This window comes from Pseudomonas sp. BIC9C, assembly GCF_034541995.1.
Lineage (GTDB): Bacteria > Pseudomonadota > Gammaproteobacteria > Pseudomonadales > Pseudomonadaceae > Aquipseudomonas > Aquipseudomonas fluorescens_CC.
Window position 1 is genome coordinate 38,110 of the sequence record NZ_JAWDGM010000007.1, and the last position, 25,395, is coordinate 63,504.

Annotated in this window: 25 protein-coding genes, 1 tRNA gene and 1 pseudogene; 17 read left to right on the forward strand and 10 right to left on the reverse strand. The window is 59.3% G+C overall.

All coding sequences use genetic code 11. From position 1 onward, the window contains the following. Positions 1–4: 4 nt before the first annotated feature. From gpmI to RS887_RS26025, 4 genes are all read left to right on the forward strand, one after another. Positions 5–1,534: a 2,3-bisphosphoglycerate-independent phosphoglycerate mutase gene (gene gpmI, locus RS887_RS26005; RefSeq protein ID WP_322617636.1), complete on the forward strand. Its 1,530-nt coding sequence runs from the start codon at positions 5–7 to the stop codon at positions 1,532–1,534. 231 nt (positions 1,535–1,765) lie between these two features. Beyond that, the gene (locus RS887_RS26015; RefSeq protein WP_322617637.1) at positions 1,766–3,061 is read left to right on the forward strand and encodes a murein hydrolase activator EnvC; all 1,296 of its coding nucleotides are present in this window, start codon (positions 1,766–1,768) and stop codon (positions 3,059–3,061) included. Between the two features lie 34 nt (positions 3,062–3,095). Then, the gene (locus tag RS887_RS26020; RefSeq protein WP_008018959.1) at positions 3,096–4,415 is read left to right on the forward strand and encodes a S41 family peptidase; all 1,320 of its coding nucleotides are present in this window, start codon (positions 3,096–3,098) and stop codon (positions 4,413–4,415) included. Position 4,416: 1 nt separating this feature from the next. Beyond that, positions 4,417–5,193: a divergent polysaccharide deacetylase family protein gene (locus RS887_RS26025; protein ID WP_322617638.1), complete on the forward strand. Its 777-nt coding sequence runs from the start codon at positions 4,417–4,419 to the stop codon at positions 5,191–5,193. Between the two features lie 144 nt (positions 5,194–5,337). On the opposite strand, the gene RS887_RS26030 is transcribed toward RS887_RS26025, so the two are convergent. The 7 genes from RS887_RS26030 to RS887_RS26060 all read right to left on the reverse strand — a co-directional run bounded on the left by RS887_RS26030 (position 5,338) and on the right by RS887_RS26060 (position 11,311). Then, on the reverse strand, positions 5,338–6,093 hold the full coding sequence (locus RS887_RS26030) for an ABC transporter substrate-binding protein (RefSeq protein ID WP_322617639.1): 756 nt from the start codon (positions 6,091–6,093) through the stop codon (positions 5,338–5,340). Between the two features lie 235 nt (positions 6,094–6,328). Continuing rightward, on the reverse strand, positions 6,329–7,099 hold the full coding sequence (gene hisF / locus RS887_RS26035; RefSeq protein WP_007897430.1) for an imidazole glycerol phosphate synthase subunit HisF: 771 nt from the start codon (positions 7,097–7,099) through the stop codon (positions 6,329–6,331). A 9-nt stretch (positions 7,100–7,108) separates the two neighbouring features. After that, the gene (hisA, locus tag RS887_RS26040; protein WP_322617640.1) at positions 7,109–7,846 is read right to left on the reverse strand and encodes a 1-(5-phosphoribosyl)-5-[(5-phosphoribosylamino)methylideneamino]imidazole-4-carboxamide isomerase; all 738 of its coding nucleotides are present in this window, start codon (positions 7,844–7,846) and stop codon (positions 7,109–7,111) included. Positions 7,847–7,888: 42 nt separating this feature from the next. Then, positions 7,889–8,146, reverse strand: a complete 258-nt coding sequence (locus RS887_RS26045; RefSeq protein WP_007989200.1) for a DUF2164 domain-containing protein — start codon at positions 8,144–8,146, stop codon at positions 7,889–7,891. Then, positions 8,147–8,785 (reverse strand): imidazole glycerol phosphate synthase subunit HisH, encoded by a 639-nt coding sequence (hisH, locus tag RS887_RS26050; protein WP_007989198.1) that lies wholly within the window; start codon positions 8,783–8,785, stop codon positions 8,147–8,149. Further along, positions 8,785–9,378: an imidazoleglycerol-phosphate dehydratase HisB gene (gene hisB, locus RS887_RS26055; protein WP_003186751.1), complete on the reverse strand. Its 594-nt coding sequence runs from the start codon at positions 9,376–9,378 to the stop codon at positions 8,785–8,787. The genes hisH and hisB overlap by 1 nt, the downstream gene beginning before the upstream one ends. 268 nt (positions 9,379–9,646) lie before the next feature. Further along, positions 9,647–11,311: an OFA family MFS transporter gene (locus RS887_RS26060; RefSeq protein ID WP_322617641.1), complete on the reverse strand. Its 1,665-nt coding sequence runs from the start codon at positions 11,309–11,311 to the stop codon at positions 9,647–9,649. A 232-nt stretch (positions 11,312–11,543) separates the two neighbouring features. Here RS887_RS26060 and RS887_RS26065 point away from each other — a divergent pair, with 232 nt between their 5' ends. From RS887_RS26065 to RS887_RS26095, 7 genes are all read left to right on the forward strand, one after another. Beyond that, positions 11,544–11,948 (forward strand): acetyl-CoA sensor PanZ family protein, encoded by a 405-nt coding sequence (locus RS887_RS26065; protein WP_322617642.1) that lies wholly within the window; start codon positions 11,544–11,546, stop codon positions 11,946–11,948. A gap of 78 nt (positions 11,949–12,026) precedes the next feature. Beyond that, the gene (locus RS887_RS26070; protein ID WP_322617643.1) at positions 12,027–14,258 is read left to right on the forward strand and encodes an AsmA family protein; all 2,232 of its coding nucleotides are present in this window, start codon (positions 12,027–12,029) and stop codon (positions 14,256–14,258) included. Beyond that, positions 14,255–15,322 (forward strand): A/G-specific adenine glycosylase, encoded by a 1,068-nt coding sequence (mutY, locus tag RS887_RS26075; RefSeq protein ID WP_322617644.1) that lies wholly within the window; start codon positions 14,255–14,257, stop codon positions 15,320–15,322. The genes RS887_RS26070 and mutY overlap by 4 nt, the downstream gene beginning before the upstream one ends. Then, positions 15,319–15,591 carry an oxidative damage protection protein gene (locus RS887_RS26080; RefSeq protein ID WP_007972770.1) on the forward strand — a complete coding sequence of 91 codons (273 nt, stop codon included), beginning with the start codon at positions 15,319–15,321 and terminating at the stop codon, positions 15,589–15,591. The genes mutY and RS887_RS26080 overlap by 4 nt, the downstream gene beginning before the upstream one ends. A gap of 103 nt (positions 15,592–15,694) precedes the next feature. Then, positions 15,695–15,770 (forward strand) — tRNA-Phe (locus RS887_RS26085). Between the two features lie 318 nt (positions 15,771–16,088). Then, positions 16,089–17,168 (forward strand): hypothetical protein, encoded by a 1,080-nt coding sequence (locus RS887_RS26090; protein WP_322617645.1) that lies wholly within the window; start codon positions 16,089–16,091, stop codon positions 17,166–17,168. 71 nt (positions 17,169–17,239) lie between these two features. After that, on the forward strand, positions 17,240–18,046 hold the full coding sequence (locus RS887_RS26095; protein WP_322617646.1) for a TSUP family transporter: 807 nt from the start codon (positions 17,240–17,242) through the stop codon (positions 18,044–18,046). Between the two features lie 30 nt (positions 18,047–18,076). Here the strand turns inward: RS887_RS26095 and RS887_RS26100 are convergent, their stop codons facing one another. Continuing rightward, complete coding sequence (locus RS887_RS26100) at positions 18,077–18,526, reverse strand: carboxypeptidase regulatory-like domain-containing protein (RefSeq protein WP_322617647.1); 450 nt, start codon at positions 18,524–18,526, stop codon at positions 18,077–18,079. Positions 18,527–18,780: 254 nt separating this feature from the next. On the opposite strand from RS887_RS26100, the gene RS887_RS26105 reads away from it, so the two are divergent. The 4 genes and pseudogenes from RS887_RS26105 (at position 18,781) to RS887_RS26120 (ending at position 21,777) form a co-directional block, all read left to right on the forward strand. Next, entirely contained in the window at positions 18,781–19,839 is a 1,059-nt protein-coding gene (locus RS887_RS26105; RefSeq protein ID WP_322617648.1) for a PDDEXK nuclease domain-containing protein, read from the forward strand. 68 nt (positions 19,840–19,907) lie between these two features. After that, positions 19,908–20,868 (forward strand): annotated as a pseudogene (locus RS887_RS26110) (alpha/beta fold hydrolase). Positions 20,869–20,904: 36 nt separating this feature from the next. Continuing rightward, complete coding sequence (locus RS887_RS26115; protein WP_322617649.1) at positions 20,905–21,321, forward strand: hypothetical protein; 417 nt, start codon at positions 20,905–20,907, stop codon at positions 21,319–21,321. Between the two features lie 6 nt (positions 21,322–21,327). After that, entirely contained in the window at positions 21,328–21,777 is a 450-nt protein-coding gene (locus RS887_RS26120) for a hypothetical protein (RefSeq protein ID WP_322617650.1), read from the forward strand. Between the two features lie 71 nt (positions 21,778–21,848). Here the strand turns inward: RS887_RS26120 and gabP are convergent, their stop codons facing one another. Both gabP and RS887_RS26130 read right to left on the reverse strand, forming a co-directional pair. Further along, positions 21,849–23,240 (reverse strand): GABA permease, encoded by a 1,392-nt coding sequence (gene gabP / locus RS887_RS26125; protein WP_322617651.1) that lies wholly within the window; start codon positions 23,238–23,240, stop codon positions 21,849–21,851. A gap of 157 nt (positions 23,241–23,397) precedes the next feature. Further along, positions 23,398–23,688 (reverse strand): hypothetical protein, encoded by a 291-nt coding sequence (locus RS887_RS26130; RefSeq protein ID WP_322617652.1) that lies wholly within the window; start codon positions 23,686–23,688, stop codon positions 23,398–23,400. Positions 23,689–23,803: 115 nt separating this feature from the next. On the opposite strand from RS887_RS26130, the gene RS887_RS26135 reads away from it, so the two are divergent. Beyond that, complete coding sequence (locus RS887_RS26135) at positions 23,804–24,577, forward strand: ABC transporter ATP-binding protein (protein ID WP_007972784.1); 774 nt, start codon at positions 23,804–23,806, stop codon at positions 24,575–24,577. Positions 24,578–24,590: 13 nt separating this feature from the next. Next, complete coding sequence (locus RS887_RS26140) at positions 24,591–25,337, forward strand: ABC transporter substrate-binding protein (protein WP_008019007.1); 747 nt, start codon at positions 24,591–24,593, stop codon at positions 25,335–25,337. The last annotated feature ends 58 nt before the right edge of the window (positions 25,338–25,395 follow it).

A 25,395-nucleotide genomic window follows, 5' to 3' on the forward strand; every position in this document is an offset into this window, starting at 1 on the left:
TTCCATGACTACCACGCCTAAACCTTTGGTCCTGATGATTCTCGACGGCTTCGGTCACAGCGACAGCCCCGAATCAAACGCCATTTTCGCGGCGAAGAAGCCTGTACTGGATCGTCTGTGGGCCACGGTGCCAAACGGCCTGATCTCGGGCAGCGGCATGGACGTCGGCCTGCCGGATGGCCAGATGGGCAACTCCGAAGTCGGCCACATGAACCTGGGTGCCGGCCGCGTGGTGTATCAGGACTTCACTCGCGTCACCAAATCGATCCGCGACGGCGAGTTCTTCGAGAACCCGACCATCTGCGCTGCCGTGGACAAGGCCGTCGCCGCTGGCAAAGCCGTGCATTTCATGGGCCTGCTGTCCGATGGCGGCGTGCATAGCCACCAGGATCACCTGGTCGCCATGGCCGAGCTGGCCTTCAAGCGCGGCGCTCAAAACATCTACCTGCACGCCTTCCTCGATGGCCGCGACACTCCGCCGAAAAGCGCGCAATCGTCGATCGAACTGCTCGACGCGACCTTCCAGGCCTTGGGCAAAGGCCGGATCGCCAGCCTGATCGGCCGTTACTACGCCATGGACCGCGACAACCGTTGGGACCGCGTGTCCCAGGCCTACAGCCTGATTGTCGACGGCCAGGGCGAATTCAACGCCGCTACCGCTCAGGAAGGCCTGCAAGCGGCCTACGAGCGCGGCGAGAGCGACGAGTTCGTCAAAGCCACCTCCATCGGTGAGCCGGTAAAAGTCGAAGACGGCGATGCCGTGGTGTTCATGAACTTCCGCGCCGACCGCGCCCGCGAGCTGACCCGCGTGTTCGTCGAAGACAACTTCAGTGAGTTCGAGCGTGCCCGCCAGCCGAAACTGGCCGGCTTCGTCATGCTGACCCAATACGCCGCCAGCATCCCTGCGCCATCGGCTTTCGCCGCCGGCAGCCTGGAAAACGTGCTGGGCGACTACCTGGCGCAAAACGGCAAGACCCAGCTGCGCATCGCCGAAACCGAAAAATACGCCCACGTGACCTTCTTCTTCTCAGGCGGGCGCGAAGAACCGTTCCCGGGCGAAGAACGCATCCTGATTCCGTCGCCGAAAGTCGCTACCTATGACTTGCAGCCGGAAATGAGCGCACCGGAAGTCACCGATCGCATCGTCGACGCCATCGAAAACCAGCGTTACGACGTGATCGTGGTCAACTACGCCAACGGCGACATGGTCGGCCACAGTGGCGTGTTCGAAGCGGCGGTCAAGGCCGTTGAATGCCTGGACCTGTGCGTGGGCCGCATCGTCGACGCCCTGGAAAAAGTCGGCGGCGAAGCCTTGATCACCGCTGACCACGGTAACGTCGAGCAAATGTCCGATGAAACCACTGGCCAGGCGCACACCGCACACACATCCGAACCGGTACCGTTCATTTATGTCGGCAAGCGCGACCTGAAGGTCCGCGAAGGCGGTGTGCTGGCGGACGTGGCGCCAACCATGCTGAAATTGCTGGGCCTGGAACAACCGGCGGAAATGACCGGGACTTCGATTCTGGTGTAACTCGGTTATTCAAATCACTACAAAACCCTGTGGGAGCGGGCTTGCTCGCGAAAGCATTGTGCCAGTCGACATCAACGTTGCCTGACACACCGCATTCGCGAGCAAGCCCGCTCCCACATTGGTTTTGCGGTGTTTTTCCATCCAGTTATCACACAGTCAGAAATGGGCATTTTTTTTGCCGCCCATGGCGGGCATACTAGGCCGTCCCTTTCCCTGGTGCCGCCCGCCCCTATGCTTCGCGTCCTGATAGCCCTAGCTCTGACATGCCTGCTCCAACCGGCCTTTGCTGACGAGCGCGCAGAAACCCAACAACAGTTGGACGCCACGCGTCAGGACATTGCCGAGCTGAAGAAACTGCTGGGCAAGCTGCAGGAAGAGAAGTCCGGTGTGCAGAAAGAGCTCAAGGGCACCGAAACTGAAATGGGCAAGCTCGAGAAGCAGGTCGAAGCCCTGCAAAAAGAGCTGAAGAAAAGCGAAGCCGAGCTACAGCGCCTCGACGCAGAGAAAAAAAAACTCCAGAGCGCGCGCACTGAACAGCAACGACTGATCGCCATGCAGGCCCGGGCGGCCTACCAGAACGGTCGCCAGGAATACCTCAAGCTGCTGCTCAACCAGCAGAACCCCGAGAAGTTCGCCCGAACCCTCACCTATTACGACTACCTGAGCCAGGCTCGCCTGGAGCAGTTGAAAAGCTTCAACGAAACCCTGCGCCAACTGACCAATGTCGAAAAAGACATCGCCATGCAGCAGGCGCAATTGCTGGTGCAGCAAAGCAGCCTCGACACCCAGCGTGGCGAACTCGAGAAAGTCCGCCAGGAGCGCCAGCAAGTCCTGGCCAAGCTCAATGACGACGTAAAAGCTCGCGATCAGAAACTGGCGGCGCGCGAGCAGGATCAGGCAGACCTGTCTAAAGTCCTTAAAACCATTGAAGAAACCCTGGCCCGCCAGGCCCGTGAGGCAGAAGAAGCGCGGCAAAAAGCGCTGATTGCCCAGCAGGAAGCCGAAAAAAAGCGTTTACGTGAGGCCCAGGCGCTGGCAGATGCCAACGACGACGCCCCACGCAAACCGGTCAGATCGACTCCCGGCGCACTGGTTTCCAGTTCCGGCGAGACCTTTGGTGGCCCGTTTGCATCAACCCGCGGCAAACTTCCCTGGCCTGTCGATGGTCGACTGTTGGCGCGCTTCGGTGAAAACCGTGGCGATGATGCCCGGACCAAGTGGGATGGCGTGATGATCGGCGCGTCCGCCGGCAGTGCGGTGCATGCCGTACACGGTGGTCGCGTGGTGTTCGCCGACTGGTTGCGCGGCGCCGGGCTGCTGGTGATTCTCGACCACGGCAACGGTTATTTGAGCCTGTACGGTCACAACCAGACGCTGCTCAAGTCTGCGGGTGACGTTGTAAAAGCCGGTGAGCCTATTTCCACTGTCGGCAACAGTGGCGGGCAGGACACACCAGCGCTGTATTTCGCAATTCGTCAGCAGGGTCACCCGAGTGACCCGGCGCAATGGTGCCACGCGCAAGGATAGGCGTTGAGTCACCTACATTAGGAGTTCGTTCGACATGCTGCATTTGTCCCGCCTTACCTCGCTGGCCCTGACGATCGCCCTGGTGATCGGCGCGCCTTTGGCGTTTGCCGCTCAACCAGCGCCGGCGGTTGCGCCTGCGGGCACTGCTGCGACCACCAAGGCGCCACTGCCGCTGGACGAGTTGCGCACCTTCGCCGAGGTGATGGACCGGATCAAGGCCGCCTATGTCGAACCGGTAGACGACAAGACCCTGCTGGAAAACGCCATCAAGGGCATGCTCAGCAACCTCGATCCGCACTCTGCCTACCTCGGCCCTGAAGATTTCGCCGAGTTGCAGGAAAGTACCAGCGGGGAATTCGGTGGCCTGGGTATCGAAGTCGGTGCCGAAGACGGCTTCATCAAAGTGGTGTCGCCCATTGACGACACTCCAGCTTCCAAGGCTGGCATTCAGGCCGGCGACTTCATCGTCAAGATCAACGGCCAGCCCACCCGGGGCCAGAGCATGACCGAAGCCGTCGACAAGATGCGCGGCAAGATCGGCCAGAAAATCACCCTGACCCTGGTGCGCGACGGCGGCACGCCGTTCGACGTGACCCTGGCCCGCGCCGTCATCCAGGTGAAGAGTGTGAAGAGCCAGTTGCTGGAATCGGGCTACGGCTACATCCGCATCACCCAGTTCCAGGTCAAGACCGGTGAAGAGGTTTCCAAGGCCCTGGCCAAGCTGCGCAAAGACAATGGCAAGAAGCTCAAGGGCATCATTCTCGACCTGCGCAACAACCCGGGCGGCGTGTTGCAGGCGGCGGTGGAGGTGGTCGACCACTTCATCACCAAGGGCCTGATCGTTTACACCAAGGGCCGCATCGCCAACTCCGAGCTGCGTTTCTCTGCCACCGGCAAGGACGAAAGCGAAGCCGTGCCAATGGTCGTGTTGATCAACGGCGGCAGCGCCTCGGCTTCGGAAATTGTCGCCGGCGCCCTGCAGGACCAGAAACGCGCCGTGCTGATGGGCACCACCAGTTTCGGCAAAGGCTCGGTGCAAACCGTGCTGCCGCTGAACAATGAACGCGCATTGAAAATCACCACGGCGTTGTATTACACGCCGAACGGCCGCTCCATCCAGGCCCAGGGCATCGTCCCGGACATCGAAGTGCGCAAGGCCAAGATCACCAGCGAGCAGGACGGCGACTACTTCAAGGAAGCTGACTTGCAGGGTCACCTGGGCAACGGCAACGGCGGCGCCGACAAACCGACCGGCTCCAGCGGCAAAGCCAAGCCAATGCCACAGGATGATGACTACCAACTGGCCCAGGCCCTGAGCCTGCTCAAAGGACTGAGCATCACGTCCGGCCGTTGAGATGTTTCTGCGGTTGCTGATTGCTCTGTTGTGCTGTCTGGCGGGTGTTGCCCACGCAGAACCCGCCGGATCGACGCCCCACAAAGCCTACCTGAGTCTGATCATCGACGACCTGGGGCAGAACCTGCCTCGGGATCGTCGCGTGCTGGCCCTGCCCGGCCCGGTCACCACGGCGATCATGCCCGACACGCCCCACGCCACCGAATTCGCCCGCGAAGCCCATCGTGCCGGCAAGATCGTCATCCTGCACATGCCCATGGATCCGGCCACCGGACCGTTCGCCTGGCATCCCGAGTTGCCCATCGACGAGCTGGAAAAACGCCTGAACGCCGCGTTCAAAATGGTCCCGTACACCAGCGGCATCAACAATCACATGGGCAGCCGCATGACCGCACAACCAGCCGCCATGACCTGGCTGATGGCGGACCTGCAACGACGGTACAAGTTCTTCGTCGACAGTCGCACCAGCGCGCAGACCGTGGCCGCGGCCGAAGCGCAGAAGATCGGTCTGGCGAGCGTGTCGCGGGATGTGTTTCTCGACGATGAGCGTACTGAAGCGGCGATCTTCACCCAGTTGCAGACAGCAATCAGCCTCGCGCGCAAGCAGGGTTCGGCAGTGATGATCGGGCACCCGTATCCACAGACGCTGGCTGTTTTGGAGCGAGAACTGCCGAAGCTGAAGACTCAGGGGATCGAGTGGATTGATATCAAGCAGATGATCAGTGTGCGCGGCAATCGGGCGACGGCTGCGCATGGGAAGGATGGGGTGTACCGCTAGATCTACACCGCAGAACCCTGTGGGAGCGAGCTTGCTCGCGATAGCGCCATCACATTCAACATCTCTATCGACTGGCAGACCGACATCGCGAGCAAGCTCGCTCCCACAGGGGGCCGGGCATGACTAAAGGGTTGGTGTTGAATCCTACAGATACTGCGCCATGATCTCGTCCACCTTGCCTTCCTTGCGCATCTGATCCAGCGCCGCCTGGAGCTTGGCCACCGTCTCGTCCGTCACGTCCTTGTTCAGTGCCAGGTACAGTTCGGCACTGTTGAAACGCAGTACGGTTTTCAACCCGTTAACCCCTTCCTGGCGCGCCAGATAGCGCCCCGCCGGGTCACCCGTGGCCCACAGGTCGATCTGACCGTTGACCAGCTTCTTCGCATTGTCCTGATCGCGCAGCACGACGATCGGATTGAGTCCCTGCTTGGCCAGCGTCTCGGCGATCGCATCGCCCTTGTAGGCGCCAATCCTGTATTTACGTGCGTCGTTCAGGGTTTCGAGGGTGATCTTGCTGTCAGCCTTGGCCAGCATGATCCAGTCGTCCGGGCCGATGGGACCGACCCACTTGAAGAGTTTTTCGCGATCCGGCAAACGCGCCATGACAAATACGCCGTAGCCGGGTTTCTCGAGGGTGAGTTTGTAGATTCGCTCCCAAGGGAACCGCAGTGTCAGGCTGTAGTTAATGTCGGCACGCTTGAAAATCTCGCGGACGATATCGGTGGCGATGCCATTGATGTTCTCGTCCTGAGCGAAGTTCTTGCCGTTCTTCGCCATGTTGTACGGCGGGAAGTTTTCCGTCAGCAGCACCATGCCGGTATCGGGACTGTCTTTAGCGTGCGCCCCGATGACCAACAATAGCGAAGCACTGGCGAGGGCTAGAAGGAGACGTTTAAGCATGTCTGGCTACCGAAATCCATGGCGTACCCAAGAGTGCCTTGAGCCCGCCATGATGTCCACTGGCCTGTATCGGTTTGTTCAAGGTCTGTGCGAAAAATCGCCGAGCGGCGATCAGGCAAGGCAAAAACAGGCGAGGAACGGCCGGGGTCGCGCCCGACTGTAGAGATCTACATGAGCATTCCGAGCCTGTTTTTAACGCAGCATGATTGTCGCGCAGGCAGTTTTCGCGCAGACCTTAGCGCATCACGATTCCGCGATGAGCCATATAGGCCTTGGCTTCCTGCACGGTGTATTCGCCGAAGTGGAAAATACTCGCCGCCAATACCGCGCTGGCATGGCCTTCAAGGATGCCGTCGGCCAGGTGCTGCAGGTTGCCAACACCGCCGGAGGCGATCACAGGAATGCCCAGCGCATCGCTGATGGCGCGGGTAACACCCAGGTCGAAACCGTTTTTCATGCCGTCCTGGTCCATGCTGGTCAGCAAGATTTCACCGGCGCCCAGGCCTTCCATCTTCTTCGCCCACTCAACGGCGTCGAGACCGGTTGGTTTGCGGCCGCCGTGGGTGAAGATTTCCCAGCGCGGGGTTTCGCCCGGCCCGGAAACCTTCTTCGCGTCGATGGCAACCACGATGCATTGCGAACCGAAATGCTGCGCGGCTTCGCCGACAAACTCCGGATTGAACACCGCTGCGGTGTTGATCGAAACCTTGTCCGCGCCGGCATTGAGCAAGTTGCGGATGTCCTGCACGGTGCGCACGCCGCCGCCGACGGTCAGCGGGATGAACACCTGGCTGGCCATGCGTTCTACCGTGTGCAGCGTGGTGTCGCGGCCGTCGACACTGGCAGTGATGTCGAGAAAGGTAATCTCGTCGGCACCCTGCTCGTCGTAGCGACGGGCGATTTCCACCGGGTCCCCGGCATCGCGGATGTTTTCGAATTTCACACCCTTGACCACCCGGCCGTTATCCACGTCCAGGCAAGGGATGATGCGTTTGGCCAGCGCCATGGTCAGTCCTCAGCCTTTGTACGAGTCGCAGAAAGCTTGCGCTTCAGCGACGTCGAGGGTGCCTTCGTAGATCGCCCGGCCAGTGATCGCACCGATGATGCCCGGCGCCTTGGCGTCGAGCAGCGACTTGATATCACCCAGGTTGTGAATGCCGCCCGAAGCGATCACTGGAATGCGCGTGGCAGCAGCCAGCGCGGCTGTGAACGGTACGTTGCAGCCCTGCATCATGCCGTCTTTGGCGATGTCGGTATAAATGATGGCGGACACGCCGTCGGCTTCGAACTGTTTAGCCAGGTCGATCACCTGCACGGTGCTGATTTCAGCCCAGCCGTCGGTGGCGACGAAACCGTCCTTGGCGTCCAGGCCGACAATTACCTTGCCCGGGAATGCGCGGCAGGCTTCCGCGACGAAGGCCGGATCTTTCACGGCCTTGGTGCCGATGATCACGTAGCTCACGCCCGCTTTCACGTAGTGCTCGATGGTTTCAAGGGAACGGATGCCGCCGCCGATCTGGATCGGCAGGTTCGGGTAGCGCTTGGCGATGGCGGTGACCACTTCGCCGTTGACCGGTTGGCCTTCGAAGGCGCCGTTCAGGTCGACCAGATGCAGACGACGGCAACCGCCCTCCACCCACTTGGCAGCCATGCTCACCGGGTCATCGGAGAACACTGTGGAATCTTCCATGCGGCCCTGGCGCAGACGAACACAGGCACCGTCTTTAAGATCGATAGCGGGAATAATCAGCATCTGGCAAACCTTCAAATTTGAATGTTCAGCTTGGCTCGGAAATCAGTTTTTCTCGAGCGCCCACAGGTCGCTTTCGATGCTTTCGAACCTCTCTTTGAGGTGCGCCTGCACATCGAAAATCGCCCTGTTGTAATAGTGCGGAGCAATTTCGCGGGTAAACAGCTCAAGAATTTCAGCCGCTTCGAACGAACCCAGGTCCAGTTCGAAGCGATCCTCCATGAACCGCTTGATCTTGCGATTGGCCTCGCTCTCCTGTTCAGGAGTGAGGGTCAGGATCGGCGGCTTTTTCTTGACGGCCATTTACCAGCGACCGTCCCACGCAGCGAAGTTCTGCAGCAGCTGCAGGCCATGGGTATGGCTTTTCTCCGGGTGGAACTGCACGGCGAAACGCGAGCCTTCGGCCAGCGCCGCGGCGAAATCGACACCGTAGTGACCGCCACCCACCACCTGCCGCGCGTTGGCGGCAGCGATGTAGTAGCTGTGCACGAAGTAGAACCGCGCCAGGTCCGGGATGTCATGCCACAGCGGGTGACTCACCTTCTGCTTCACTTCGTTCCAGCCCATGTGCGGGACTTTCAGGTGTTCGCCGTCCTCGACCAGATCCTTGCCGAAGAACTTCACCTGGCCCGGGAACAGACCGATGCAGTCGACGCCGTCGTTCTCTTCGCTGGTGTCGAGCAAGGCTTGCATGCCCACGCAGATACCAAGGAACGGACGGTCCTGGCTGACTTCACGTACCAGAGAATCGAAGCCGAGGCGACGGATCTCCGCCATGCAATCGCGAATGGCACCCACGCCGGGGAAAACCACCCGGTCGGCCTCGCGAATCACGTTCGCATCGCTGGTGATCAGGACCTTGCCGGCACCGACGTGCTCGAGGGCCTTGGCCACCGAGTGCAGGTTGCCCATGCCGTAATCGATAACCGCGACTGTCTGCATTACAACACGCCCTTGGTCGAAGGCATTTGCCCGGCCATGCGGTCATCGAGCTCGACGGCCATGCGCAGGGCGCGGCCGAAAGCCTTGAACACGGTTTCGATCTGGTGGTGGGTGTTGTGCCCACGCAGATTGTCGATGTGCAAGGTGACGTTGGCGTGGTTGACGAAGCCCTGGAAGAATTCCTGGAACAGGTCAACGTCGAAGCCGCCGACGGTGGCACGGGTGTACGGAACATGCATCTGCAGGCCTGGACGGCCGGAGAAGTCGATCACCACACGCGAGAGTGCTTCATCGAGCGGCACGTAGGCGTGACCGTAGCGACGGATGCCTTTCTTGTCGCCGATGGCTTTGGTGAAAGCCTGGCCGAGGGTGATACCGACGTCTTCCACAGTGTGGTGGTCATCGATATGCAGGTCGCCCTTGCTGACAATATCCAGGTCGATCAGCCCGTGACGGGCGATCTGGTCCAGCATGTGCTCAAGAAAAGGAACACCGATATCAAATCGGGCCTTTCCGGTGCCATCGAGGTTGATCGAGGCTTTGATCTGGGTTTCCAGAGTGTCGCGCTCGACAGACGCCTTACGTTCGGCCATCACCAGCTCCGCAAAATCATTGGGCGAAAAAGGCAACCATTATAGGGGCGCGGGCGCCAAACAGAAACACGAGAGCTGATATCGCTGACGGAATGAATCCGGGGGTCTCGGCGATGTACATGTCCATACAAGCGACCCGGAGGGAACACAAAACAAATGTGGGAGCGGGCTTGCTCGCGAAAGCGGTTTGTCAGACAACATATATGTCGACTGACACGACGCCTTCGCGAGCAAGCCCGCTCCCACAGGTTTTGCATTTACCTTGGTGTTAGTGGAACAGTACTGCGGTCTTCTGCAGGGTCACCCACACCCCCCACGCCAGTGGAATACCCACCACCAGCCACGCCGCAACCGCCAGCGGCTTGCTACCGGCAGCCGCTTTCCACTCCAGCACGGTGCTGCTGTCAGCGCCTTTGTCATGGCCCAGCGCCTGTTCGGCGGCCAGTTCGGCGTCGGTCATGAAATACTTGTCGGCCACCGGACGCACCAGCAGATTGCACAGGAAACCCAGCACCAGCAGGCCGGCGAGGATGTACAGGGTGATGTCGTACGCCGCTGCGCGCTCGACGCCGATGTTCAGTTGATATTCACGCAGGTAGTTCACCAGCACCGGCCCCAGCACGCCTGCGGCAGCCCAGGCGGTCAGCAGACGACCGTGGATCGCACCGACCATTTGCGTGCCGAACAGGTCCGCCAGATACGCCGGAACGGTCGCAAAGCCACCGCCATACATCGACAGGATGATGCAGAACGCCGCCACGAACAGCGCGACGCTGCCCAAATGACCAAGGTTCGGAATCAGTCCGTACAGGGCAAAGCCCAGGGCGAAGAACACGAAGTAGGTGTTTTTGCGGCCCAGGTAATCCGAGAACGAAGCCCAGAAAAAACGCCCGCCGATGTTGAACAGGCTCAGCAAACCGGTGAAACCGGCAGCGATGGCGGCGATCGAAGCCAGTTGCGAGGCGTCGAGCTGACCGAACGCCAGGTCATTGCCCAGCAACTTGCCAGCGAACACTTCCTGCAACAGCGGCGACGCCATGCCGAGGATGCCGATACCGGCGGATACGTTCAGGCACAGCACCAGCCACACCAGACGGAATTGCGGCGTCTTCCAGGCCACATTTACGTGAACATGACGATGAGTGATCATCGCGTTCGAGACTTTTTTCACCGGGGCGGTCCAGCCTTCGGGCTTCCAGCCGGTTGGCGGAACGCGGTAGGACAGCGCGCCACCGATCATGAACACGAAGTAGATCGCGGCCATCACCAGGAAGCTCTGCCACACGCCGACGCTGGTTGGCGAAGCAAAATGCCCCATCAGCGCCGCCGCCAGTGGAGCGCCGACCATTGCGCCGCCGCCGAAGCCCATGATCGCCATGCCGGTCGCCATGCCGCGCTTGTCCGGGAACCACTTGATCAGGGTCGACACCGGAGAAATGTAGCCCAGGCCCAGGCCGATACCGCCAATGACCCCGGAGCCGATCCACATCAGCCAGATCTGGTGGGTATACACACCCAAAGCGGAAATCAGCAGACCGCCGCACCAGCACAGAGCCGATACAACACCGGCCTTGCGCGGTCCGGCATGTTCCAGCCAGCCACCCCAGATGGCGGCCGAGCACCCCAGGAAGATGAAGAACAGGGTGTAGATCCAACCGAGCATCGAGATCGGCCAGTCACACTGAGACGAAAAGACTTGTGCGATAAAACTCATGTCTGCCGCGCAGGCGACCGGAGCGGTGATGCCCAGCGCCTTGGACAGCGGCAGCCAGAACACCGAAAAGCCGTAGGCCATGCCGATGCACAAGTGGATGGCCAACGCGGCCGGTGGTACCAGCCAGCGGTTGAAACCGGGCTTGGCGATGATCCGCTCCTTGGACAGGAACGCAGGCTGGCTGGCGCTGAAGCCGTCCGCCGTGATGCTCGTAGTCATTGTGTTTCCCCCAATTATCAGTAGGGTTCGCCAGCCACGGTCCACTCCCGGCCTTTATGCACGCAGGCATGACCGTTTTTTTTCGGGGAGCACCTTGTTGTGCGACAACAGGTCGCAGAAGGACGGACGAACAGGCAAAGGTTACCATCTGCAAGTGACATAAAAACCAAACTGACATCACCTTTTGTACGTCATCCGATCTCTCTCGCCTCATGACCTCACAGGAATCACCATGCCGATCATTGTCGAGTCGCTGAACCACGCCACGCCCCAGGATCGGCAGGATCTGCAGAAGATCTACCGCGACGCTCCAGGCTGGTTGTTCGCTCCGTTTTCCGGGGAAGCGCAGTTGATCGAAGACTGTTTGCGCGACGGCACACTGATCGCCGGGCGCTTCAATGATCGCCTGCTGGGGGCGGCCCGTTTGCAAAGGCACCAGGACGCCTGGTACTTGTCACAAATTTGTGTGCGGAAAATTACCCGTCGCCGCGGTGTTGCCGAGCGACTTGTGGCCGAAGCCCGGAAAATGGCCGAGCAATCGGGCATGACCCTGCGCTTGCTTGCGCCTGCCGGGCACCTGGAGGCACAGGCACTGGCCGCCAAGATGAAACTGTCGCTGGATGTGTTGCCGGAGTGATCGCTGACCGGTCGTCTATCCGGTGGCGCTATACTCCTCGGCTAAATTTTGATTTCGACTATCTACAAGGACTCGCCCATGAAAGCGTTCGGCAAAATCCTGGGTCTGGTACTTCTCGGGCTGTTGCTGATCATTGTGGCGCTGGGCTTTGCCCTGACCCACCTCTTCGATCCCAACGACTACAAAGACGAGATTCGCCAGATTGCCCGCGACAAGGCCCACATCGAGCTGACGCTCAATGGCGATATCGGCTGGAGCCTGTTCCCGTGGCTGGGCCTGGAACTGCACGACGCCAGTGTGGCGACCCTGGTCAAACCGACCGAACCGTACGCTGACTTGCAGATGCTCGGCCTGTCGGTGCGCGTACTGCCGCTGCTGCGCCGTGAAGTGCAGATGAGCGACGTGCGCATCGAAGGCCTGAACCTGCGCCTGAACCGCGACAAGGATGGTCACGGCAACTGGGAGGACATCGGCAAGGTGCCTGCAACGGCCAACACCGGCACGACCAATACCCCGCCAGCCACTACCGAATCTGCACCCGAAGCCCCCGTCGCGGCGGAAAAACCGCCTCAGCCGATCCGCCTGGACATCGACAGCCTGACCGTGAACAACGCACGGGTCGAATACACCGACGAACGAACCGGCAAGAGCTTCAGCGCCGAAAGTATTCAGTTGAGTACCGGTGCGGTTCACGACTCGGTCAATATTCCGCTCAAGCTCACGGCTTTTCTGTCAGCCAACCAGCCCGCATTGCGCGTGCGCACCGAACTCAATGGTGAGCTGCGTATCGCGCGTGCACTGCAGCGCTATCAGTTCGAAGACATGAGGCTGTCCGGTGAAGTGACCGGCGACCCGCTGCAAGGCAAGACCATGACATTCTCCGCCCAGGGCCAGCTGGTGCTGGACAAGGCTGCCAACGTTGCCGAGTGGACCGGGATCAAGATCTCCGCCAACCAACTGCGGGCACTGGGTGAACTGAAGGTCAACGACCTCGACAAGACCCCACAGGTCAGCGGCGGCATCTCGATTGCCCAGTTCGACCTGGCGAAATTCGTCGAAAGCATCGGCCAGAAACTCCCGGCAATGGCCGAAGGCAGCCTGAGCAAAGTCGAGCTGGTCAGCCGATTGGCAGCGACGCCGACCAGCCTCGCGCTCGACAACCTCAACCTGAAAGTCGACGACAGCACCTTCAGCGGCCGCATTGCCGTCGAAGACTTCGCCAAACAATCGCTGCGCGCTGTGCTCAAGGCCGACACCTTCAACGTCGACCGTTACCTGCCGCCGAAATCCGCCGAGGCCAATAGCGCCACGCAGGTACGCCAGGCGGAAGTCGCCAGCACCGAAGCCGATGCCATGGCTGGCGCGGGCAGCACACCACTGCCACCTGCGCCGACCAAGGACGCGTGGAGCAGCGAACGTCTGTTGCCAGTGGAACGCTTGAGCAAGCTCGATGTGGACGCCGACCTGACCTTCGGCCAGTTGACCCTGCAAAAACTGCCGATCCATAACGCTGCGCTCAAGGCCACTGGCCAGGGCGGCCTGCTGACGCTGGCCAACCTGCGCGGCGATCTGTTCGAGGGCAACTTCGAAACCGCTGGCACGCTCGATGTGCGCCAGCCAGTGCCGGCGCTGAATCTGCAGACGAAGATCAACCGGGTACCGGCAGAAAAAATCCTCGAAAGCCAGGGCAAGAATCCGCCTGTCAAAGGCCTGGTCACGCTCAACAGCAGCCTGACCGGCAACGGCAACAGCCAGAAAGCATTGATCGAAACCCTCAATGGCAACACCAGTATCGTCATTACCAATGGCGTGCTGCTCAATGCCAACATTGAGCAACAGTTGTGCAAAGGCATCGCCACGCTCAACCGCAAAACCCTCAGCGGCGAGCCGCGTGGCAAGGACACACCGTTCCAGGAGCTCAAGGGCAACCTGACCTTCCATAACGGCGTAGCCAGCAACCCGGACCTGAAAGTGCGCATCCCGGGCATGACCGTCAACGGTGACGGTGACATCGATCTGCGAGTGCTGGGCATGGACTATCGCGTCGGCATCATCGTCGAAGGCGATACGAGCGCCATGCCGGACCCGGCCTGTCAGGTCGGCGACAAGTTTGTCGGTATCGAGTGGCCACTGCGCTGTCGCGGCCCGCTGGAGCTGGGCGCCAAGGCTTGCCGCGTGGATAACGAACGCATGAGCCAGGTCGCGACCAAGGTGGCCGGCGACAGGATCAGCGAAAAAATCGAGGAAAAATGGGGTGACAAAGTCAACCCGAAACTGAAAGACGCGCTCAAGGAGCTGTTCAAGCGATGAGAGCCGAGCAGTTTTCAACGGCGGTGCTGGACTGGTTCGACCGTCACGGCCGTCACGATCTGCCCTGGCAGCAGGGCATCAACCCGTATCGGGTATGGGTTTCGGAAATCATGTTGCAGCAGACCCAGGTCAGCACCGTGCTGAACTACTTCGACCGCTTCATGGCCTCGTTGCCAACGGTCCAGGCCCTGGCGGCGGCACCGGAAGACGAAGTGCTGCACCTGTGGACAGGCCTGGGTTACTACACCCGTGCGCGCAATCTGCAGAAAACCGCGAAAATCGTCGTCGAGCAGTATGGCGGCGAATTTCCCCGGGACGTGGAAAAACTCACTGATCTGCCGGGCATCGGCCTGTCCACCGCTGGCGCGATTGCCAGCATCAGCATGGGCCTGCGCGCGCCGATCCTCGACGGCAACGTCAAACGGGTGCTGGCGCGCTTTACCGCACAAGAGGGCTACCCCGGCGAGCCGAAGGTCGCGAAACAGCTCTGGGCCAACGCTGAGCGCTTCACGCCGCACGACCGGGTCAACGCCTACACCCAGGCGATGATGGACCTCGGTGCCACGCTCTGCACCCGCAGCAAACCGAGCTGCCTGCTGTGTCCGCTGGAAAAGGGCTGTGAGGCGCACATGCTTGGCCTGGAAACCCGTTACCCGATCCCCAAGCCGCGCAAGGCCATCCCGCAGAAGCGCACGCTGATGCCAATGCTCGCCAACGCCGAGGGCGCCATTCTGCTTTACCGTCGCCCCTCCACGGGCCTGTGGGGCGGCTTGTGGAGCCTGCCGGAACTCGACGACCTCGACGACCTGCCGCACCTGGCATCGCAGCATTCGCTGGAACTGGGCACACAACAGGCATTGCCGAGCCTGGTGCACACCTTCAGCCATTTTCAGTTATCCATCGAACCCTGGCTGGTTCAGGTCCAGGAGACCGGCCATCACGTGGCCGAGGCTGACTGGCTCTGGTATAACCTCGCCACCCCGCCGCGCCTGGGCCTTGCCGCCCCGGTCAAGACCTTGCTCGAACGCGCGGCCGCCGTATTGAACGCAGGAGAGTCGTCATGACCCGCACCATTATGTGCCGCAAGTACAAAGAAGAATTGCCAGGCCTGGAGCGCGCACCGTTCCCGGGTGCCAAAGGCCAGGACATTTTTGACCACGTCTCGGCCAAGGCCTGGGCCGACTGGCAAAAGCACCAAACCCTGCTGATCAACGAAAAACGCCTGAACATGATGAACGCCGAAGATCGCAAATATCTGCAGGGCGAGATGGACAAGTACTTCTCCGGCGAGGATTACGCCAAGGCCGAAGGCTACGTGCCGCCGTCGGAATAACCCCGATTTTTCGGGGGTCGGAACGTAAGCGACGGTAATAATTAAATTTTTTTTGAAAACTTGCTTGACGACCCCCTGAAAAACCCGTTTAATGCGCCCCGTTGCCCAGATAGCTCAGTCGGTAGAGCAGGGGATTGAAAATCCCCGTGTCGGCGGTTCGATTCCGTCTCTGGGCACCAAATACCGAAAACCCTGAATCGCGAGATTCAGGGTTTTTTTTATGCCTGCGATTTGATCAGGCACCGGTCCAGTCATCTTCGAAGCGAGAATTCCCCACCTCCTATCGCCGCACCACAGGCATCCGCAACGGTTGCCGGGGCCGAGTCCTGAAAAGTTTCCGACATTGGAGATCCCCCCTTCCTGGCAGTATCTGGCCTGTAAGAACGCTCCGTATGCTTTAACGGAAACGGATGACATACGCTGATCTTCAGTTTGTGCAGAATCGAAAGAGGAGCTGCCGCATAACCGGGAGCAGATACGCAACAGAGATATAGGCAATGACTGACGCCATCAAACCAGACGTCGAAACCGCTGAGATTTTTACTGAACAGGAAGTCAGAACTTTCAGCTTTGATATTCAGCAGTCAACACTGCTTCACAAGCTCGCCAAAAAACTGGCCGCTATCGGCGGACCACAGGCACCAGGAGCCAAGTCCAAAGCGTCTCTGGCAGCGACCGAATTAAAGTTCTCGTTTTCGAAAAACCAATGTGAACTGCTGGGCGCCTATTCCGATGGCCTTGTTTCCGTGTTGATTTTTGAGGGGCTGCAAAAAGTCACCGATGTCAGCCCTCCAACCGAAATGCCAGATCTGGCATCCCTGGAAAATCGTTACGACGTACTTTGTCTGGCCGCCCGTAATCAGATCTTGTTGAAACTGGTGGATAACCGTGCCTTTGCCTATGACATGGACAACGACGGAAAACTGGTTCGACTGGTGGCCAACTTCAAGGGAGGCGGACTGACCAGAATCCCCGCCGAGCCGGACATCAAAGAACTGAGTTCCCATTCCGGCCTCGCGCTTGGCCCTCATACAGAGGCGCCTTACTGGTGCGCCGTGAACGCTAAGGACGGGCACTCGCCCTCTCCTTCGTCGCTCATACTTTCCGCCTTGTGGAACCCAAGCCTGGAGCCTACACGAGTCATTCCACTACCTCCCATACTCGAAAAAATTGGCGTCACCAACTGCCTCGCACTCACCACGGATAACTTCCAGTTCACTCGTAGTGACTCCTTTGTCTATGGCAAAGGGGAAGATGGCCGCAACGTTTCGATTCTGGAGTTCGACGACAAGACAGGGTTCGCAGCCCGCTTTAACTCGTATCGCTTTTCGGTCAATGACAACGTCTCGACCTTTGTGAAAACGGCTTACACCGCTCTTTGCCAAGGTGTGGGTGAAGCAACTCCGGTCGAATACACGCTGACCCAGGAATCGGCCATGGTCATCAACAACATCCGGGCTCTACACTGCCGCGATGTCATCAAAGACAACAGACGGGTCTTGGTTCGTATTTTCGGACTTTCAAAATTTTCTTCCCCCATCGTTGTATCAGAGGACCCGCTAGTGCTGCAGGGCTGATTTTCATGTGTCCAGGCTGTTGAACGACCAGTCATGTGATTACTGGCCAATAACTATAGAGAGAGAATGCAATGTCCTGGGATGTAATTGGCATGTTGGCGCTCGTCGCTTTTTGCGCCGGCTTTTTTGATGCGATTGCCGGTGGTGGCGGCTTGATCACCTTGCCTGCATTGTTCCTGGCAGGCGTAGATCCGATCAGTGCAATTGCCACCAACAAATTCCAGGCGGCTTCGGCAACTGTTTCGGCAACTGCAACCTTCGCTCGCAAAGGAATGATCGAGTGGCGCGAAGGCCGTTTCCTGATTATCTGCGGATTTATTGGCGGTGCCAGTGGTGCTTTGCTGGTCAGTTCTATTGATAAGCGCTATCTGGAAGTCTGCGTGCCTATCATGCTGATTCTGGTAGCCATCTATTTTGCATTCTCTCCAAAGCTGGCCAATGAAGATCGACGCAAAAGAATCGGTGTTCTGCTCTTTTCGTTTACCGTAGCGCCGATCCTGGGCTTTTACGACGGCATATTTGGCCCCGGTGTGGGCTCATTCTTTATTGTCGGATTTGTCCTGCTCTGCGGCTTGGGCATGATGCGGGCCATGAGTTTTACCAAACTTGCCAACGCCTCATGCAATCTCGGTTCTCTGTCGGTCTTCATTACCAAAGGCGTGATTATCTGGCCGATAGCCATAGCCATGGCTTTGGCGGCCTTCGTCGGCGCTCAATTGGGTGCACGGGCCGCTGTCCGGGTCGGACCACGGTTGATCAAACCCATGTTGATCGTGGTTTGCTGCGCCTTGGCCATCAAGCTGCTGAGCGTAGAAACCAACCCTTTACGCGTTGTACTCATCCAGGCGTACGCGGATGTTAATAACGAACAACCCTGAGTCGCACGACTCAGGGTTCAGAGCCTCTCGTTAACTCGCATCATTCCAGTGGAAAACCAGGCTACGGGCTGCACCACTGCCAACATTGGCAACGTCATGCCGTGTTTCGCCCTTGCGCGTCGCAATGACCGTGTATTTACCGGCCGGCAGTTTCACGTAAACCAGCGGACCGGCGTCATTGAGCGTCAGCACGGTTTGCCCCGGGTCGTTCTGAATAACGACGCTCACGTCGGAAGTGTATTCATTTCCCGTCCCGACAGAGAACGTCATGTGCAGGTTATAGCCGGTGGTCTGCTGAATAGCCTTCGACTCATCCTCGCCGATACCGCCGGACAGGTAGGCGACGCCGTTTTGTTCCTGGCCCTGCACCTGTACGCCAGCGCTGTCGACTGGATCAAGGCTGGCGGCAGGCGACATCGATGGAAACATCAACACGCCGACGGCGGTGAGAGGTAACAGAAGTGAATGGAGGGGTTTCATGATGACGCCTCCCGGGTTCTGCAGAACCCAATGGTTACAACCTTTGGATTTCCGGGTGGAGGGAGGGGTTTTAGATTGATTTGGCCTGAGTACGAAACGTACTACACCATCTGTTCCTCAGCCCTCGCCCGGATTTAGACCCGTCCTGCCGAAGAGCCCGGTATTTCCTGCCTGTTTTTCAGTAACTCCCGGCATCTTCGAAAGGTGCTCACTTGTCATGCTCTTTCGCTGCTCAATCTGCCGCGGAAGACTTCATGACGACTCTCACATCCAATGACACTCAAGACCCACAACTCGCATCACTACTTGGCAACCTTGGCGAATTGATCCGTCAGGCTCGTCAGAAGGTGCTTCGGACGGTCGATTCCGTTCAAGTGCAAACCTGTTGGCAGATCGGGCGGCACATCGTTGAGTTCGAACAGAATGGCGCGCGACGGGCGAGGTATGGCAAAGAGTTACTGTCGACCTTGGCAAAAGTGCTGACTGAAGAATTCGGAAAAGGATTTGACGCCTCCAACCTTCGTTACATGCGCCTGTTCTATCAAGCCTTTCCAATTCGTGACGCACTGCGTCACGAATTGAGCTGGACCCACTACCGCCGCCTGCTTCGGGTCGACAACGACAGCGCTCGTCTCTGGTACATGAACGAATCAGCCACACAAAACTGGTCAAGCCGCGCTCTGGAACGCCAGATCAACACACTGTATTACGAACGCCTGCTGGCAAGCCGCGATCGCGGCAGCGTCAAGCAGGAGGCCGCTGCCAACATTCAGAACATGAAAGCCAGCCCTCGGGATTTCATCCGTGATCCGGTAGTGCTGGAGTTTCTTGGTTTACCCAATGCCGGAAAGCTTCAGGAAAGCGAGATCGAACAAGCGTTGATCGAACAACTGCAAGGTTTCCTGCTGGAGCTGGGCAAGGGCTTCGCGTTCATTGCCCGTCAGCAACGCATCAGTACGGACAGCAAAGACTTCTACATCGATCTGGTGTTCTACAACTACCTGCTCAAGTGCTTCGTCATTTTCGATATCAAGCGCGGTGAACTGACCCATCAGGATGTGGGGCAGATGGACATGTACGTGCGCATGTACGACGACCTGAAGCGCGGCGTGGAAGACGGCCCCACTGTCGGCATCATTCTCTGTGCGCAAAAGGATGAATCCGTGGTGCGTTACTCGGTGCTTGAAGGAAACGAACAACTGTTCGCCAGCAAGTACAAGCTTGTCCTGCCGACTGAGGAGGAATTCCGTAACGAGCTGGATCGGGAACGGGCGGCACTTGAAGAGCGGCTGCTCAATCAACCACTGCGTTGAGGCCAATGGATTGTTCATCAACGGCATCAAGACTATCGTTGGCAGCTACCCGCAAAGGTCTGACGACAATGAATTTGCAGGACACGCCTTCACTGGCCCCCACTCCCGTCGAGTTGCCGCGGCCGGCTACCACGCCCGGCAAACCGTTCAAGGAAACCGCCTCGGACGGTTTCATCCTCGGCGGCTTCACCTGGCGACACCCTGCTCAGGACGCCGCTCGTCCGGTCGTTATCATCAACGCCGCCACCTCGGTCCGTTGTCGCCATTACTCGCGCTTTGCCGACTACCTGTTCGCCCACGGCTTCGATGTCATCACCTATGACTACCGCGGCATCGGCGAGTCGCGGCCAGCATCGCTCAAGGGGCTTCAGGCCTCGTGGTCCGATTGGGGCGCGCTGGATTTCGAGGCGATGCTCAAGCGCGCTCAGCGCGAATTCCCCGAGCAGCCGATCAATGTGGTCGGCCACAGCTTTGGCGGCTGTGCAGCGGGCCTGGGAGCCTCCGGACAACTCATCCGGCGCCTGGTGACGGTAGGCGCACAATTCGCTTACTGGCGCGACTATGCGCCCGCTCATCGCTGGCGGATGTTCGGCAAGTGGCATGTGGTGATGCCGCTGGTGACGATGCTGTGCGGCTACTTTCCCGGCAAACGACTCGGCTGGCTGGAAGACACACCTGCCGGTGTAGTTCACGACTGGAGCACGCCCACCGCTCGCTACGAGAGGCGCCCCAGCGGCCAGGACATCCATATCAGAAACTTCGCCGCCGTCACCGCAAAAGCCCTGGCCATCAGCATCAGCGACGATCCCTATGGCACGATCCCGGCGATCGAACGCCTGCTCGCCTACTTCACCGGCAGCACAAACACCCACTTGCGCATAGCCCCGAAGACATCGGCGAAAAAGAAGTTGGGCATTTCGCCTTTTTCGCAGCGCATACCAAGCCACACTATGGCCCATTGCATTGTCCTGGCTGCAAAACGGCGAACTGGCCCCCGACACACCGGGACGGACAGTGCCACGCAACTGAGCCACTGCCCTTTCAACGAATTACGGAACGACGCCCATGGCCTCCGCCAACAAGCAGCACAAACGCGCTTCCCGCGCCAAGGCCAAGGCCAAGCAGAACCGCACCCAACGGGCTGCCGCGCCGGTCGAACTGGACCCGAACGATGATCGCATCGACTTCGAATCGGTGGACCTGACCGATATGTTCAAAGAAATGATCGACGCGCAGAAGATCAGCCAACAGGACATGTGCAAGGCGTTTCTGGAGCATCCGCTGCTAGCATTGGTGCTGGAGCAGGAAGGCGAAGAAACAGCGACGGACTTCATAATCGGCGCGCTGATCGAGTATCGCCAATGGTCCACTGAAACCGACGAAGCCGGTGCGATGGCGTGGATCGAATCCCCGGAATTCCAGGCGGACTACGTGGCTGCATCCAAAGTCATCCAAGACCAAAACCAACAGAAACCGAACTGAGTTCCCATGGCCTCCCTGAACAAGCAACAGAAACGCGCCAAACGCGCAAAAGCCAAAGCCAAGCAAATCCGCATGGTCGGTCGTAAATCCCTGGCACTGGACAGCGACCTGGATCTCCCGGAGCCGATCCCGGAATACACCCTGGCGATGTTCAGCAAAATGCGTGACGCGGAAGCCGTCAGCCGCAGCGAAATGCTCTCGGTGCTGCTGACGAATCTCGCCTTCATCATCATCGACCATCCAGAACTGCTGGACATGGAAAACGCCGAAGACGAAGGCATGGCCGCCACCCACCTGGCCGCCGACATGCTGATCGACTACCGCATGTGGGCCGACGGCATGGACCGCGACGCCGCCCAGGCATGGCTGAGCGAGCCGCAGTTCATTGCCGACTTCGGCGACGCACTGGACGTCTATCGCCAGTCGCTGGACGCGCCGGAAGAAAAAGCCGAGTAGGGGTTACGGCTCAAACAAAAACGGCCGCTTGTCATCACTGACAGCGGCCGTTTTGCGTTACGCGGTATGAATCAGTTCAACACCACCGCGCCACTTTTTTCCAGCTTGCGACGGCGAGCAACCAGCAAACCGGCGGTAACCACCAGCACGCTGAGCAAACCGGTCGCGAGGATTTCCACACGATGGGCTTCCTGGAACAGCATGATGGTCAGGGCACCGACGATGAATGCGATCACCGCGTAGGTCAGGCCCGGGAACAGCCACATGCTGAAGACGATTTTCTCGCCACGAGCCATACGCTGTTTGCGCATGCGCAGTTGCGAAATCGCGATCACCAGGTACACCAGCAGCGCGATGGCGCCGGAGCTGGCCAGCAGGAACTCGAACACCGCCGCCGGGGCCACGTAGTTGGCGAAGGTCGCCAGGAACGCTGCGCCAGTGGACAGCATCACCGCCCAGTATGGCGTGCCACTTTTGTTGGTGCGGGTGGACATCGCCGGCGCATCGCCGCGCTTGCCCAGGGAGAACAACATCCGCGACGAGGTGTAGAGCGCCGAGTTCAGGCAGCTGGTCACGGCGACCAGTACCACGATGTCGACGATCATCTTGGCGTTAGGGATGCCCATGCGCTCAAGCACAGTCTGGTAGGAACCCAGGCTTGCCAGTACCGGGTCGTTCCAAGGCACCAGGGCCACGACGATGAAGATCGATACGAGGTAGAACAAGCCGATCCGCCAGATCACCGAGTTGGTGGCCTTGGAGATTTGCTTGCCAGGGTTCTTCGATTCCGCGGCCGCGATGGTCACGATCTCGGTGCCCATGAAGGAGAACATGGTAGTCAGGATGGCACCCAACACCGCGCCCATGCCGTTTGGCAGGAAGCCCTGGGTGTCGAACAGATGGGAAACGCCGCTGACCTGGCTGCCCGGCAGGAAGCCGAAGATCGCCATGAGGCCCAGAACAATGAAACCGATGATGGCCAACACTTTGATCAGGGCGAACCAGAACTCGAATTCACCGTAGTTCTTCACGCTGAACAGGTTGGTCACGGTCAGCAGCATGGTGATGACCAGGGCGAAGGCCCAGATGTCCACGCCAGGGAACCAGGCATGCAGGATGGTCGCGGCGGCATTGGCCTCCAACGGGATCACCAGAACCCAGAACCACCAGTAGAGCCAGCCGATGGTGAAACCGGCCCAGTGACCGATCGCGCGATCGGCATAAGTCGAGAACGAGCCGGTGTCCGGAGAGGCAACCGCCATTTCACCGAGCATGCGCATCACCAACACCACCAGCATGCCGGCGGCAGCGTAGGCCAACAGCACAGCCGGGCCTGCGGCCGCGATGGCGTGACCCGAGCCGACGAACAGGCCGGCACCGATAACCCCGGCAATCGACAGCATGGTCACATGACGCGGTTTGAGCCCCTGTTCGAGGCCGTTAGAGCTTTGGGTACTGCTCATTGAAACTACCTTTGTAAGGAAAAGCGAATGCGTGCATCCCGTTTGGATGTCCTTTCTGTAAAAAGAAACCAACGGGCTGTTCCGGAATCTGCACGCAATAATTGCGCCAAAATGTTTCAAAAGCGTCTACCCCGGCGATTTCGACTCGACCGGACAGTCATCGCAAGCCATTGAAATCAATGGCACTTTGCCAGAACGTTACCCTGCGACCCACTTTGAGAACGAAATTGCGCACCGGAAACACATCTAAAAACGACACGGCGCACGATAAAAGTGTGGATCTGCCACGTTCGGCCGGATAGCGCTTCCAACCCCCCGCCAAAGCTGGCAACATCGCGCCCTTTTTTGCGACAGCCACCGCGCTTTTTATCGACAGGCAAGGTTCAAACGGCTGTTCGGTTGTTGATGGGGCGACAGTCTGCTGCGCCGATGCGACAACCTGCCACACGCCAGCCGTTTACCGTCCGTAGCGCTGTTGGCTGCCATTGAAACGCTATGCTAGGTTGGCCGCCTCGCCAGGAAGGCCGCCAACAGCAGGAGCGCAACATATATGAGGAACGCACATGGCTGAGGCCACGCCCGCGCTTGAAATCCGCAACTTGCACAAACGCTACGGTTCGCTGGAGGTGCTCAAGGGTATCTCGCTGACCGCCCGCGACGGCGACGTGATCTCGATCCTGGGTTCTTCCGGCTCCGGCAAGTCCACGTTCCTGCGTTGCATCAACCTGCTGGAAAACCCGCACCAGGGCCAGATCCTGGTCGCCGGCGAAGAACTCAAACTCAAGGCCGCGAAGAACGGTGAACTGGTGGCCGCCGACGGCAAACAGATCAATCGCCTGCGCAGCGAAATCGGTTTTGTGTTTCAAAACTTTAACCTGTGGCCGCACATGAGCGTGCTCGACAACATCATCGAAGCCCCGCGCCGCGTGCTCGGCCAGAGCAAGGCCGAAGCCATTGAAGTTGCCGAAGCCCTGCTGGCCAAGGTCGGCATCGCCGACAAGCGCCACGCCTACCCCGCGCAACTGTCCGGTGGTCAGCAACAACGGGCGGCGATTGCCCGCACCCTGGCCATGCAGCCCAAAGTCATCCTGTTCGATGAGCCGACCTCCGCGCTTGACCCGGAAATGGTCCAGGAAGTACTTAATGTCATCCGCGCGCTGGCCGAAGAAGGCCGCACCATGCTGCTCGTGACCCACGAGATGGGCTTTGCCCGCCAGGTTTCCAGCGAAGTGGTGTTCCTCCACCAGGGCCTGGTAGAAGAGCAAGGATCGCCACAGCAGGTGTTTGAAAACCCGCTTTCGGCGCGCTGCAAACAATTCATGTCCAGCAACCGCTAACGGAGCTATCCACATGCAGAAGTACAAAAAGGTCTTCCTGGCTGCCGCCGTCACCCTGGCGTTCAGCGCCGGTGCCATGGCCGAAACCCTGAAGATGGGCATCGAAGCGGCTTACCCGCCGTTCAACAATAAAGATGCCAGTGGCAATGTCGTCGGCTTCGACAAAGAGATCGGCGACGCCCTGTGCGCCAAGATGAAAGTCGAGTGCACCGTGGTCACCTCCGACTGGGACGGCATCATCCCGGCCCTGAACGCCAAGAAGTTCGACTTCCTGATCTCCTCGATGTCGATCACCGACGAGCGCAAGCAAGCGGTGGACTTCACCGACCCGTACTACTCCAACAAGCTGCAGTTCATCGCCAAGAAAGACGTCGACTTCAAGACCGACAAGGATGCGCTGAAGGGCAAAGTGATCGGCGCCCAGCGCGCGACCCTGGCCGGCACCTGGCTGGAAGACAACATGCCGGGCGTTGAAACCAAACTCTATGACACCCAGGAAAACGCTTACCTCGACCTGACCTCGGGACGTCTGGACGGCATCCTGGCCGACAAGTACGTCAACTACGAGTGGCTGAAAAGCGACGCAGGCCGTGGCTACGAGTTCAAGGGCGATCCGGTGGAAGAAAGCGACAAGATCGGTATTGCCGTGCGCAAGAAGGACCCGATCCGCGAGAAGCTGAACGCCGCGCTCAAAGAAATCGTCGCTGACGGCACCTACAAGAAAATCAACGACAAGTACTTCCCGTTCAGCATCTATTGATTCTGACCTGCCGGACCGACGCCGCCGTTTGACGGCGCTGGTCCCCGGCCTTGCCTGC